The 14,255-nt window shown below is 43.6% G+C and carries 10 protein-coding genes and 1 pseudogene; 6 read left to right on the plus strand and 5 right to left on the minus strand.

The window, feature by feature from the left end; genetic code table 11:
- Window positions 1-40: 40 nt before the first annotated feature.
- Window positions 41-1,039: an RNA-guided endonuclease InsQ/TnpB family protein gene (locus EI161_RS10160; RefSeq protein WP_192529515.1), complete on the minus strand. Its 999-nt coding sequence runs from the start codon at window positions 1,037-1,039 to the stop codon at window positions 41-43.
- A gap of 211 nt (window positions 1,040-1,250) precedes the next feature.
- Entirely contained in the window at window positions 1,251-2,723 is a 1,473-nt protein-coding gene (locus EI161_RS10165; protein WP_192524441.1) for an acetyl-CoA C-acetyltransferase, read from the minus strand.
- Between the two features lie 663 nt (window positions 2,724-3,386).
- Here EI161_RS10165 and EI161_RS10170 point away from each other — a divergent pair.
- The 4 genes from EI161_RS10170 (at window position 3,387) to EI161_RS10185 (ending at window position 8,468) form a co-directional block, all read left to right on the plus strand.
- Entirely contained in the window at window positions 3,387-4,787 is a 1,401-nt protein-coding gene (locus tag EI161_RS10170; protein ID WP_192524442.1) for a 3-oxoacyl-ACP reductase, read from the plus strand.
- Window positions 4,788-5,062: 275 nt separating this feature from the next.
- Window positions 5,063-5,980: a MaoC family dehydratase gene (locus tag EI161_RS10175; RefSeq protein ID WP_192524443.1), complete on the plus strand. Its 918-nt coding sequence runs from the start codon at window positions 5,063-5,065 to the stop codon at window positions 5,978-5,980.
- 68 nt (window positions 5,981-6,048) lie between these two features.
- Window positions 6,049-6,615 (plus strand): beta-lactamase hydrolase domain-containing protein, encoded by a 567-nt coding sequence (locus EI161_RS10180; RefSeq protein WP_192524444.1) that lies wholly within the window; start codon window positions 6,049-6,051, stop codon window positions 6,613-6,615.
- Between the two features lie 386 nt (window positions 6,616-7,001).
- On the plus strand, window positions 7,002-8,468 hold the full coding sequence (locus EI161_RS10185; RefSeq protein WP_192524445.1) for a serine hydrolase domain-containing protein: 1,467 nt from the start codon (window positions 7,002-7,004) through the stop codon (window positions 8,466-8,468).
- Here EI161_RS10185 and EI161_RS10190 read toward each other — a convergent pair whose 3' ends face one another.
- The 3 genes from EI161_RS10190 to EI161_RS10200 all read right to left on the minus strand — a co-directional run bounded on the left by EI161_RS10190 (window position 8,469) and on the right by EI161_RS10200 (window position 12,842).
- Window positions 8,469-9,716, minus strand: coding sequence for a cation:proton antiporter (locus tag EI161_RS10190; RefSeq protein WP_192524446.1), 1,248 nt, complete (start codon window positions 9,714-9,716; stop codon window positions 8,469-8,471).
- 187 nt (window positions 9,717-9,903) lie between these two features.
- Entirely contained in the window at window positions 9,904-11,790 is a 1,887-nt protein-coding gene (gene ilvD / locus EI161_RS10195; RefSeq protein WP_192524447.1) for a dihydroxy-acid dehydratase, read from the minus strand.
- 245 nt (window positions 11,791-12,035) lie between these two features.
- Window positions 12,036-12,842, minus strand: a complete 807-nt coding sequence (locus tag EI161_RS10200; RefSeq protein ID WP_192524448.1) for a hypothetical protein — start codon at window positions 12,840-12,842, stop codon at window positions 12,036-12,038.
- Between the two features lie 216 nt (window positions 12,843-13,058).
- On the opposite strand from EI161_RS10200, the gene EI161_RS10205 reads away from it, so the two are divergent.
- Both EI161_RS10205 and EI161_RS10210 read left to right on the plus strand, forming a co-directional pair.
- Entirely contained in the window at window positions 13,059-13,499 is a 441-nt protein-coding gene (locus tag EI161_RS10205) for an HIT family protein (protein WP_192524449.1), read from the plus strand.
- Window positions 13,500-13,834: 335 nt separating this feature from the next.
- Window positions 13,835-14,255: pseudogene (locus EI161_RS10210) on the plus strand (IS982 family transposase); the annotation flags it as partial.

Here is a 14,255-nt window from a genome sequence, read left to right on the forward strand (position 1 = left end):
AAAACAGGTAATAATCTCAATTACCATCCTTAATACGACTTCATGTCGCACCTCTGACACCAAGACTTTCTCTACCTTTCGGACTGTCTTGGCGTGAGCCGCAACACGAGCAGGTTTGGGTTGTGTACGCTTCATTCACTTCGATATAGTGGCAACCTGCGTTCGCGCATTTGTAATCCAGTTGCCGTTTAGTCTCAAACCAACCAGCGTCATAGACGGATTTGGCAAGTTTGCTTGAAGTGAATGATTTTGATTTTATCTTTCCAACGACTATTAAGTTGTTGGATTTGACAAGCTTTGATGTGAATTTATGGACCAAATCTTGGCGGGTATTTTTAATCTTGGCGTGAATGGCCTTAACCCGCTTTTTATTATTAGCCCTTTGAGCAATGGCCAGTTTCTCAGCGTATTGATGGGTGATTTTGGTTTGTAGTTTATCACCATCACTACTCACCGCTGCATCTTTGCAGCCCAAATCAATACCGACTTTGGCGCTGCCGCAGGCTATTTTTGGATATTCCTTAACGGTGATACAGGCGTACCAAAGACCACGACTATCTTGCACCAACTCACAGGTGTTGATGTTGTATAGGGCTAAATTATAGCTATCCCATACATCAATGGTCAGTTTTTTACCTTTGGCAAGACTAAGCTGAATGGTAGATTTAAGGCTTTTCTTTCCTGATTGATGGGTTGCTAGGTGTTTGATAGCGGTTTTTTTAAAAGGTATCCAACCTAAGTTTCTGCGTTTGGCCTTAGGATTATTGGTACGCCAGTTGAGTTTGGCTTTTTTAAACTGTTTGCGAGATTTGGCATGGGTTTCCGCCACTGCTTGCAAGGTTTGGCTATGCAAGTTTAGGTATTCACCCGCACCTTTGGTATAGGCAGCTAAGTCGTAGGCCGAAAAGAATTTGCCGGTACGTTGAAGGTGCTTAAAACTAAGCTCATTGACGTAGTTCCAGACAAAGTTAACCGACCCAGCCAAGATATTTAGCTGATTGGTGTGTTTGTCTTTGATGCGTAATTTGAGCGTTTTCATGGGGTAATTATGGTCTCAATGAGTGTGGTTATCAAGGTGGTGTCAATGCGAGATGACAACGGTTGACGCCTGATATCCACGCCATAGAAGGACGTGGTTTTACGGCGCTTTTTGATAAAAAAACACTCTCTAATCGATAGATTAAAGAGTGTTCTAAAACGTGAGAACTATTTATAGGCTATATAAGCTAAAGGCCTAATAAGCTAAAAGCCTATTTTTCAAGGATGCAAGTCACACCTTGACCACCAGCGGCACAGATAGAGATTAGCGCACGTCCAGAGCCTTTTTGATCCAGCAGCTTAGCGGCAGTCGCTAAGATACGGCCACCAGTAGCAGCAAATGGATGGCCAGCGGCTAGAGATGAGCCGTTGACGTTTAGCTTGCTACGGTCGATAGTTCCTAGCGGCGCGTCAAGACCTAAACGCTCTTCACAGAATTTCTCGTCTTCCCAAGCTGAAAGGGTTGATAAGACTTGTGAGGCAAAGGCTTCATGGATTTCATAAAAATCGAAATCTTGTAGCGTCAAACCAGCACGCTCAAGCATACGCGGCACGGCATAAGCTGGTGCCATGAGTAAGCCTTCTGTGGTACCAGATTTACCAATGAAATCAACCGCTGCTGTTTCTTGATGAACGATATAAGCCAATGGCTTAAGGCCGTGCTCTTTTGCCCATTCATCAGTACCCAATAGTACACAAGAGGCACCATCAGTGAGCGGCGTAGAGTTGGCAGCAGTCATCGTTGGCTTGGCATTGTTTTTACCAAACACAGGCTTTAACTTCGCTAATTTTTCTAACGTCGTATCTGGACGCAAGTTATTGTCGCGAGTGAGACCTTTATAAGGCGTGATTAAGTCATCAAAGAAGCCTTCGTCATAAGCGCGTGCTAGATTTTGATGGCTATTAAAGGCAAGTTCATCCTGAGCTTCGCGGCTGATATTCCACTCAAGCGCTGTGATCGCTTGATGGTCGCCCATTGAGAGACCAGTACGTGGCTCACCGTTTTGTGGCGAATCGATTAGGTCTTTTGGATTGAGTTCCATCAGTGCTTTTAGACGTTGTTTGTTGTCTTTGGCAGCGCCTAGTTTGATCAGCACTTTACGCAAACCATCACCAATCGCGATAGGCGCGTCAGATGTGGTATCTACACCGCCGGTGATGGCTGAGTCGATGATGCCCAGAGCAATTTTGTTGGCAGAGGCAAATGTCGCTTGCAAGCCAGTACCACAAGCTTGTGAGATATCATAAGTTGGGGTATGTGGGTTCAGCGCGGTGCTTAGTGTGGCTTCACGGGTTAAGTTGATGTCGCGGCTGAGTTTCATCACAGCGCCGGCGACCACTTCACCTAATACTTCGTCTTGTAGGTTATAGCGTTCAATCAAACCATCTAAAGCAGCCGTTAGCATGTCTGTGTTGCTGACATCAGCGTATGAACCATTTGAGCGTGCAAATGGAATACGGTTACCACCTAAAATAGCGACGCGGTTTTGACCAGAAGCAGGTTTAGTCTTGTTCGCTTTCTTGGCGTTAGTCGTCGGCTTTTTGGCAGTAGGTGTTTTCGTGTCCTTTGCCGCCGTTTCTTTTTTAGGGCTGGCCGGTTTTGTGTTGGTTGATGCTGCCTCAGCAGATTTTACGACAGTGCTTTCAACAACAGGGCTATCAGAGTGGTTGTTTTTATTACTCATAATATTATCCTTAAAAAATATAGGTAGAAGAAAAAAGGAAAGTAACAATAAAATAAAAAGTACGAAAATAAAAAGTACGATTAAAAAATATAATTGTCTTAAATAATGCGATAAATGAAAATAAACAAGAGGCAAATATTATCATTTATGACAGGGTATAGCTGTTTGTGATCAAGGCATTTTTATGACTTTACTGTATCGCTTTGGCAAACTATGTGACGCTTATACAAGGTCAACAATAGCCGTGAATATAATTTTATTAGACTGGCTAGTACTGGTTATTAGCATTGCATAATGGTGTATTTGATAATATATTGTTATCGATAAACACATTTGCCATAACTTATAGGTCTGATTTTAGCACAATACGGTGGTTTTTAAGTCTAGAAAAAGTAGCTATCTTGTATACTGGCTTGTTTACAGATTGTTGTAGACAACCTCAGTTTTTGGACTTATTTATGTTGAAAGTGTATAGTTAAGCCAGTTTTCGACCCATTTATTCGATATCAATTTAATTGATATCAACCATTACGATATTGATGCGCTTATATAATAGGGTGATGAGCTTATATAGTAGGCACATCATTAATAAGCACATCATTAATAGCCGCATTGCATTTTTTATTTATTATTATTCTAACCATTTATTATAGGGATTATATTATGTCAGACCGTTATGGTGATTTTGTTCAGTCTTCTATTGGTAAAAAAGTTGCCAAAAACTTAGGTTTACCGTTGCCAGTAACGCTAGATCGCTTCGAAAGCGGTGAGCGTTTGGTACGTGGCAGTGTGCTGGTTGGCCGTGCTGATGGCGATGACAAAAGCGTGAGTGAGTCAGTTGCTCGTATCTTGTCAGACGTTCATGCTGAGGTTTATGTCAATAGTAGAGACGACGTTAAAGACGCACTGGCTGATGCTGGCGTGGAAGCAAAAGCCAATACCGGTGGCGATGATAAGTTTAAAGTTTTATTGTTTGATGCCAGTAATATCAGTAATGCGGATCAGCTAAAAGAAGTGTATGAGTTTTTTCACAGCGTTGCGCGCCGTGTAGAAAAGTCGGGACGAGTGATTATCGTTGGTCGTACGCCAGAAAATATCACTGATATTGAAGCCGCATTAGCACAGCGTGCGCTTGAAGGTTTTGTAAAATCAGTCGGTAAAGAATTTAAGCGTGGTATTACCGCCCAGCTTATTTATGTAGAAGAAGGCGCAGAGCAAAACCTAGACTCGACCTTACGCTTCTTCACCTCAGCTCGTTCAGCTTATGTCTCAGGACAAGTGGTACGCGTTAGTAACGGTGATAACGTCGATGTTGATTGGACGCAGCCTCTAGGCGGAAAAACTATGCTGGTGACTGGTGCTAGTCGCGGAATCGGTGAAGCAATTGCCCGTGTGTTGGCGCGCGAAGGTGCCCATGTGATTTGTTTGGATGTACCACAGCAGCAAGCAGACCTACAAAAAGTCGCTAGCGAAATCAGTGGTTCTATTTTAGCAGTCGATATCACCAGTGAGGACGCTGGGGCACAAATCGCAGACGCAGCGCAAAAGCGTGGTGGTCTAGATTCAATCATCCATAATGCTGGCGTGACTCGTGATAAAACATTGGCAAAAATGGACGAGAAGAAATGGAACATGGTTATCGATATTAACTTAGGTAGTATCGCTAGGTTGAACCGTTACTTGCTTGACAATGATGTGCTAAAAGAAAATGCGCGTATCGTCTGCGTATCGTCAATCTCAGGTATCGCTGGTAACTTGGGTCAGACCAACTATGCGACCTCTAAAGCGGGCGTTATTGGTCTGGTAGATGCTACTGCCAAGCAATTAAAAGACAATGCCAAAGGTATGACGATTAATGCGGTTGCTCCAGGATTTATCGAAACCCAAATGACGGAAGCCATTCCTTTTGCTATTCGTGAAGCGGGTCGCCGTATGAACTCAATGAGCCAAGGTGGCTTACCAGTAGACGTAGCTGAGACTATCGCATGGTTTGCGTCACCTGCTGCTGGCGGACTAAACGGCAACACAGTGCGCGTTTGTGGTCAGAGCTTATTGGGTGCTTAATACCGATTTATGAGTAGGCCTATGTGATCGTTTAAGGTCGGATAAATATATGATAAAAGCTGTTTTTTTATATCCACTTCACATATGCTTACGAAATAATTGCTGATAAATTGTAATAAAGCTGCCCAAGGGTGGCTTTTTTATGATAAAAACACAGGAGCCATCAGCCAAATTATTTTTGTTACTATAAACTCTTATGACATCATTCAATTTCATTTTATATAGCATCTAGAAATGCACCAAAAAACTTGCTCAAGCCCCACTTAGGATTTATTATGTCAGATAAACATTATGATGCGTTGCCAAAAGCGCATACCACCTACGCCAATATCGTCAAAAGTCTATTGCCAATTGGTAATAGTGGCAAAATCAGTAAAGATCAATTGCCGCAAGCGACTTATTATGTGGATGATCTACACATCGATCAGGATAATCTAAACGATTATCGTAAGATTTGTGGTTTTTCTGACAACGGTAAAGTACCTATTACTTACTTCTCTGTACTATCACAAGCGTTGCAAATGAATATGATGGTCAAAGAACCCTTTCCATTTGCCATGTTGGGGCTGGTACACGTTGATAACAGCGTGACCCAATATCGTCCGATTGGTGAGCGTGAGACGGTAGCGATGTCGGTGACTTTTGACAATCTACGCGACCATGCACAAGGTCAGCAATTTGACTTTGTAACGACGGTTAAATCAGAAAGTGAAATAATCTGGGAAGGTACGTCGACGTATCTGGCGCGCAACAAAAAATCGAGTAGCAGCAAAAGTAAAAAAAGCACGCCGCGTCCAGTAACGGTGAAGCAATCAATTAACGAAGTAGGTGTACATAGTATCTTTGAAGTGCCAGAAGATATAGGCCGTCGTTATGCCTTTGTATCAGGTGACTTTAACTTGATTCATTTGCATCCATTATCAGCGCGTGCCTTTGGTTTTCCAAAAGCGATTGCTCATGGTATGTGGTCAAAGGCCAAGTGCTTGGCGATGATGGACGAGCTACCGGATGCTTGTACCGCTGAGGTGTCATTTAAGTTGCCTATATTTTTACCAGCTGAAGTAGAGCTTATCGCTGATCCAATTGCCCAACTCGAAAGCGCCGCAGATACTTGTGAATTTGGCTTATATAGCTCTAAAAACGACAAGCCGCATCTCGCAGGTGTCGTTAAACTACACAGCGATAGCCAGTAATTTATTTGTTTACTTACTATCGCCATATTTCATCTTAACCGCCATAGCCAACGAATAAATTTACAATTATGACTTTACAAAAAAACATGACAAGCACAGAAAACTCTGCCAGTTTGGCAGTTAGTGACACGAAAGATAGCAATATTGCACCTGATAACAATGTGTATGATAACGACGCGCCTGATAATGGTGTCGATCTGGCGTCCCTCTTTGAGCCTTATTTCCGTCCTGATGACAACACCATTGTATGCGGCGCACTTGATGATGAAAAAGTCACTGCGTTAGCCAGAGCAGGGGTTGAGCTGGTTATTAACTTACAGCCTGATAGTGAGCTAAGCTTTGATGAGTCGGCAGCCGTTGAGCGCGCAGGTATGTCTTATGAGCATCTGCCTATTGACGGTACTACAGATTTAAAGCAACTTAATATATTAGCGTTCGATAATATATTGCGCCAGTCTCATGGTAAAAAAACAGTCTTGCACTGTGGTTCAGGCAATAGAGTGGGTGCAGCGATTGCTCTACGAGCTGGCTGGCTACGTGGCCGTAAGATGGATACGGCAATGGAGCGTGGGCGTAGTCATGGTTTGACTAGTCTTGAGCAAGAAGTGCATAATCGTTTGTTGGTACCGCGCTAAAGTATCAGTATGACTGAGTAATCAAAAGGCGACCAGCAGGTGGCCTTTTTTATTGCTCGATAAAACTTAATACCAAACCCAAAAAGTACGATTAGCTGTGTCAAACTCGTTTAGTCTACAGTGCGTAGCACTTGCACTCGTTTTCCTTGCTACTCTATAGTTAAAATACTTTAAAAACGCTACGATACTGCTGGTATAGTTTTTTTGTAGCCTCTGTCTGCGTAGGCACAGCAAGCAAGAAAAAACGGTACCTGCAGTACGTGATGTATCGATTTTACTTTTCACTGACTATAGTTTTTGTGAATGGTATAACTATTCTATAGTCAAAACATCTTCAACACGCCCTATATAAAAACCAAAAACGTTAATAATTGAGTAAGGCCGTCATGACAAATAATAATGAAAGTAGCTATCAAAATAACTATCAGAGCAGCGATAAAAGTAGCACTAAAAGCACCAATACTAAAAGCACCAATATAAATATTGATACCAATCTCCAACAGCGTCTACAGCGATTAATGACAGATTTACAGTTGGATGATGCACCAGCTGGCGGCGCGTTAGTGGTTTATCAAGCGGGCAGCTGCATTGCTCAGGTGAGCGTGGGAATGGCACGAGCAGATTTGTCCTGGAGCGCTGATACCTTGTCGCTTAATTTTTCTACAGGTAAAGGTATTTTAGCGACACTGATTCATGTGTTGGTTTCGCAGCAGATACTAGATTATGACACGCCTATTGCCAGCTATTGGCCAAATTTTGCGGCGCAGGGAAAAGGTGACGTTACATTACGCACAGTCATGTCACATCAGGCGGATTTATTTTCGATTCAGAGTATTGATGCGGACAGCGAAACATTACTCGATTGGGCGCTAATGCTCGATAAAATTGCTGCGATGCCGATGACAACACCTGAAAATACCGAACGATATGACAGTGCATATAGTGCTCTGGTTTACGGCTGGGTGTTAGGCGGGGTGATAGAAGCCGTGACTAAGATGTCTTTGGCTGATGCGCTACGCCAGTATTTGACTGAGCCTTTAGGTATTGCAGACAGTTGCTATTTCGGTGTGCCAGATAGCAAAATAGACCAAGTGGCAAAACTGGCCAAAGACTTTGAGCGGTCAAATCAGGATGGCAGACAATCGGGTAATAAGCGCCACAAACCGACCTTAAAAGCAGACTCGCAATCTACCTTAGATATTTATGCCACGCTACCCAGCTATACAATTTGGCAGCAGCAAAACTTGATTGATAAACACTTGGCTAATAAACAAAAGATAGACGCGAATAAGGAAAGTGAGCAAAACACCCCTGTATTAGATACTGCTCGTATCAATCGTTTATATTTCAACACTGATAAGCTTAATCTAAAAAACTATAAGGCCGCGCTTATACCTGCGGGCAAACAACCGATCGACTATCATAGTCGTAAGATGCTACAAGCGGTTATTCCAGCAGCTAATGGCGTGGCCTCAGCGCAGGCATTGGCAACTGTCTACGCTATGTTGGCGAATGGTGGGGAATGGCGGGGACAGACGTTTATTGATAGCGCCACCTATCAGCAGTTGTCTATCGTTCAGGTCAATGGCTTGGATGCGGTTATGCCAGCGCGTATGCATTGGCGCTTGGGCTACCATAGATTATTTAGCATTTACCAAAATAATAATGGTGAGGCAGTAAGCTCTAGCGCGCAAGGGTTTGGGCATATGGGTTATAACGGTTCGGTTGCCTGGTGTGATCCTACACGGCAACTATCATTTGCTTTTGTTCATAACTTTGATACCACGATGCTCAATGATATTCGCCAATTTGCACTAACGGAAGCGGTGCTTAGTTTGATTAGTGAGGTTTGATTAACGAGACGCTTTTGGCGTCATCCTAAGTAGCTTGTTGGCGCTGAGGCCGTGGATAAAAATCGAAGTAAAAATGACAATCGAACAAACAACCCATAGCTTGAGCGCATCGTTTTCAGCAAAGAAACCCTGATTAAGCGCATAAGATAAATAATATAACGTACCAATACCGCGGATACCCAGTGCTGAGATGGCATACTTTTCGGTATGGGGCAGGTTCAGCCCTGATAAAGCAATGAATCCACCAATAGGACGTATTAATAATAAAAAGGTAAAGCTGACGATATAGACTCGCCACGTTAGCTCAACGCCTGCCTGTAAACCTTGGCCGATTAGCATACCAAAAGTCACCAATACCAGTGACATCAACAAACCTTCTGATTGTTCTGCAAAATCATGGAGCTTGTGATGATAGCTGTGTTTATTCTCTGACCGACGAAAGGCAAATGCCGCGACAAATACCGCGATAAAACCATAGCTATGGAAAAATTCTGCGAACCCATAAGCCATTAAAGTGAGGGCGATGACCACGTAGCCCTGCGAAATAGAGGTTTCTTGGCTATATTTTGAAAACACCAGCTTGGCCATCACTTTACCGACGACGATACCAACCACCAAACCTGCACCAATCTTCCATAGCACATCATGGGTAAACCAAGACCAAAGCATCTCAGCGGTAAAACGTTCGCCTTTGTTAAATGCCTCTGCTATCTTTATTGCCAAATATACAAAAGGAAACGCCAGCCCATCATTCAGTCCGGCTTCTGAGGTGAGCGTAAAGCGCGGCGTGTCTTCGCCGCCCGTATTGGGTGGCCCTACTTGTATGCTGGAGGCTAATACGGGATCAGTTGGTGCAAGTACAGCGCCTAATAAGATTGCGGCGCCCATCGTCATACCAAAGGCATAATAACCCAATACCGCCATCGCAAAAATACCAAGTGGCATAGTAATGAGCAATAACCGTATCGTTGGTCGCCATAATCGCCAAGACAGCTCGGTATCAATTTTGATACCAGCACCAACCAGTGATACCAACACCACAATTTCGGTCAGTTTTTCGATAATTAAACCATTATCAAGGGGGTTTAAGAACGACAAAGATGTCCAAAAATATCCCATGGCTAGGCCGAAGCTGACTTGCAACATAGGTAGGGAGATGGGTGTGCGTTTAAACAAAATAGGAAACAATGCGCCTAGTAAAAAGGCGGTACCACAGACTAATAAGAATAAGTTATAGTTTTCAATCATAAGTTTTATGCACGTTGGTATAACAAGACTTATGATGACGCTAAAAAGGTCTTATTACCGCAAAAAATCGTTATCAAAACGATATAAGCGTTGTTTTTTGGTGAAAAAAAAGCCTGCTCAAGGCAGACTTCTTTTATTTATCTAGCGTTTGGAGTTACTAAGATAACTTTATAACCTGAGTGTTTTCTTAACGTTCAACTTGACTGACATCGCGTACCGCGCCGGTATCGGCACTGGTGGTCATCGCTGCATAAGCGCGTAGGGCAGGAGAGACATGACGCTCACGATTGACTGGTTTCCATGCTTTGCTACCACGGCTTTCCATCTCTTCGCGGCGCGCCGCTAAATCAGCATCACTGACCTGCATGTTAATCGTACGGTTCGGGATGTCGATATGAATGGTATCGCCTTCTTGCACAAGCCCAATCGCGCCACCTTCCGCTGCCTCAGGGCTGGCATGACCGATGGATAATCCTGAAGTACCGCCAGAGAAACGACCATCGGTGAGTAGTGCGCATTCTTTACCCAAGCCTTTTGACTTAAGATACGTCGTTGGGTAGAGCATTTCTTGCATACCAGGGCCGCCTTTTGGCCCTTCATAGCGAATGATAACCACATCGCCTGCAACAATTTGATCGTCAAGTACCGCTGCTACGGCATCATCTTGTGATTCAAAGAGACGTGCACGTCCGGTAAAGGTCAAGATGCTGTCGTCAACACCAGCGGTTTTGACCACGCAGCCGCGCTCGGCAATATTACCGTAAAGGACGGCAAGACCGCCATCTGCAGTATAAGCATGCTCGGCGCTACGGATACAACCTGACTCACGGTTGACGTCGAGGTTTGACCATTCTTGCGATTGTGAGAATGCTTCTGTGGTACGTATGCCGCCTGGCGCTGCAAGATATCGCGCCCGCGCCTCAAGATTGTCAGGATTCATAATATCCCATTTATCAATCGCTTCTTTCATCGTGGCACTATGAATGGTTGGCAAATCAGTGGTGAGCAAATTAGCACGGTCAAGCTCTGCCAATAACGCGAATACACCGCCTGCACGATGCACATCTTCCATATGATACTTTTGTGAGGCCGGGGCAACCTTAGCAAGGCAAGGCACATGACGACTTAACTGGTCAATATCGTGCATTTTAAAGTCGACTTCTGCTTCATTAGCAGCCGCTAATAAATGCAAAATAGTGTTGGTCGAGCCGCCCATAGCGACATCTAAGGTCATGGCATTTTTAAAGGCGGCCTTAGTGGCGATAGAGCGTGGCAGAACCGAATCATCATCTTGCTCATAGCGACGTTTGGCTAGAGATACAATGGTGCGACCGGCTTCTAAGAACAGCTCGCGACGCAGCGAATGCGTTGCCAACAGTGAGCCATTACCTGGTAATGCCAAGCCTAAAGCTTCGGTCAGGCAGTTCATAGAGTTGGCAGTGAACATACCAGAGCATGAACCACAAGTCGGACAAGCTGAGCTTTCAATCGCCAATACATCTTCATCACTAATGCTGTCATCTGCGGCGTCCATCATCGCATCGACTAAGTCGAGTTTACGAACCGCACTGCCATTATTGTCATCAGTATTGTGGCTTTTGCCGACGGTACTGGCGATGATTTTACCCGCTTCCATCGGGCCACCTGAAATAAACACCGTTGGAATATTGAGGCGCATCGCTGCCATTAGCATACCAGGGGTGATTTTGTCACAGTTAGAAATACAAACTAACGCATCGGCACAGTGGGCATTGACCATATATTCAACAGAGTCAGCAATTAAGTCACGGCTGGGTAATGAATACAGCATGCCGCTGTGTCCCATGGCAATACCGTCATCGACCGCGATAGTATTGAACTCTTTTGCCACGCCGCCCGCACTTTCAATTTCGCGCGCGACCAGTTGACCCAAGTCTTTTAAATGCACATGACCGGGTACAAACTGGGTAAATGAGTTGGCAATGGCAATAATTGGTTTGCCAAAATCGCCATCCGTCATACCTGTTGCACGCCATAGAGCACGTGCACCTGCCATATTACGGCCGCCAGTAGAAGTTTTTGAGCGATAGTCCATGTGATATTCCTTACAGTTAGGCGATGTGTGTTAAAGCGTTTATTTTTAAATTTGATACTGCTAATGTGCAATGACTTATATGTATGCAATGACAATGCGTCTTTAAGGGTGATAGTGTGCTTTCTATAGATAGCGAGTACTAGTGAATAATACTAAGTCGCTACCATACCATTAGATATGGATAACTAAAAATGATCAGCCGTTAATCATCAAGACTTATGGGTCAAAAGTTAGCGGTCAAAAATTTAGGCAAGGCGTTCTAAAATTGCGCTCTCAAACCAAGGCAATTCAGCTTTATCCGCTTCCAGTTTAGCGATAACTACTAATGCGTGAGTCGCTGGCAAGAACTGATAGTCTTGGCTGGCATCTATTATTAATGGTATTGGCTCATTGCTTGCTTCATCGACGCTAGTTCCATCGATGCTGACTAATGCCTGCTTATCATTTTTATAAAGCACATCAACACGGCCAAAAAACTGCCAGTCCTTAACGGCTGCTGTGATAGCATCAGCTTCATTTCTAGTATAGATTTGCTGCGTTTCTTTGCCCGTATTGGTCCAGTGCAAGCGTACCGCCAATTGCAAGGCTTCGCTAAACACGACGAGCGAGCCAACAACTTTGACATGCCACGGGCTGGATATCAGCTCTGCATTGATACCTATCAGCTTGGCAGCATCATTGGCAGTCATAGGGGTGTTAAATTGCGCCAAAAGGCTTGGTGTTAAAGGGTGTGTTTGTTTAATCGCATCGTCCAAGCTGTCGTAATGATACAAAAACGGCAATGGCAAGTCTTGGGTCACGGTCTTTTTACTGACTTTGCAGTTATGAATACGCCAGCTGATGGTCTTATCAGTCAGTGCTTCAGCTAAGATGATCGCATTGGGATCGATAGTTTGAGTATGGGCTTGAGGGCTGTTTTTAGTCTCAGCGCTGATGGATTGTCCATCGCTATCGAGCACCGTATCATTTGATACAGATGTCGGTAGGGTGTTATCAAGCTCTGCATGAGGGTTATTCATATCTAATTGAGTCGGTAAGGTAGGCGAGTCCATAAGAGTAGCGTTATTAAAATAGAGGGTTAATATAACATTTAAACCGTACCGCTCGCCAATAAATTAGTGAGCTGAGGTCATTAGTATGTAGGTTGGCTGTTTTCAATCATCAGGATGCTAGCAACTTGTACTTAATCCATATTTCGTCCACTATATTACAGACTGTTCATTCCATTTTAAAAGCTATTAAGCAACTAACAATCAAAGGAAAAAATAATGACTGAAGTCAATCAACAGAATGCTTATGACGATAATAATATCTTTGCCAAAATGCTAAACGGCGATGTTCCTTATCATAAGGTTTATGAAGACGACAAAACCCTCGCTTTTATGGATATTATGCCGCAAGCAGCAGGTCATGTATTGGTGATTCCTAAGCAAAAGGCCGTTGATTTAGTAGATCTTGAGCCAGAATATGCGGCGGCGGTACTGATGACCTCGAAAAAGGTCATGCAAGCACAGCGCCAAGTATTTGAGCGTGAAGGGATTATCCAAATGCAATTAAACGGTAGCGAGGCGGGGCAGACGGTCTTTCATTACCATGTACATCTTATTCCCTCGAGTATCCATGAGCTAGGTCGTCATGCAGTGACGCAGGCAGATCAGGAAGAACTTGCAAAAACAGCCAAGCAACTTGCTGCGGTTATTAATGCGTAAACTTATAAGCAAAGTACATCATTTGTGAACTCAACAATGAAATATAAGTTTTTTGCAGTAAATAAAAATAAAAAGGGCAGCTAACAAGCTGCCTTTTTTGTTGCTTGGTAATAGTCATGTAACAATCGTTAAATTCATGTTACAAGTTGGGGGCTTGTCTAGGGTTTTTCAAAATAGTGTGATAAAAATTGTATTTGTTTAATGGCTCTGGATGCATTTTACCTTTATTAGTTTACCTTATTATTAACCCCACTCTCAACTTCGAAAGTGATTGAAAAAAGAAGAGCACCTCACTAATCTATTGTTTTCGACCAAGAATACAATGGAGTTGTGAGATGCCCATAGACGAATTTATCATCAATATCTATTTAATGGTAGAGCAATATTACAAAATAGTCGTCACCCAGCCCTTGCGAGGTGCAGGTTACGCACCAAAGTTGAGTGATCCTGAGATCATTTGCATGGAGATGGTCGGTGAATTTTTACACCTTGATCAAGACAAACAAATTTGGCAATACTTTACCCAGCATTGGCAAGACTGGTTTCCAGCCATCGGCTCATACCCTAACTTCGCAAAGCACTGCGCCAATCTGTGGCAAGTCAAACAGCAGATACAAGATAAAGTCAGTCAAATTGAAGGCCGTGACAACATTCATTTTATGGATGGCTTTCCGATACCCGTCTGTCATTATGGACGCGCTTATCGGCATAAAAACTATCAAGACTTAGCGGCTTTTAGCTACTGTGCGGCTAAGC

This window comes from Psychrobacter sp. FME5 (assembly GCF_014861375.1).
GTDB lineage: Bacteria > Pseudomonadota > Gammaproteobacteria > Pseudomonadales > Moraxellaceae > Psychrobacter.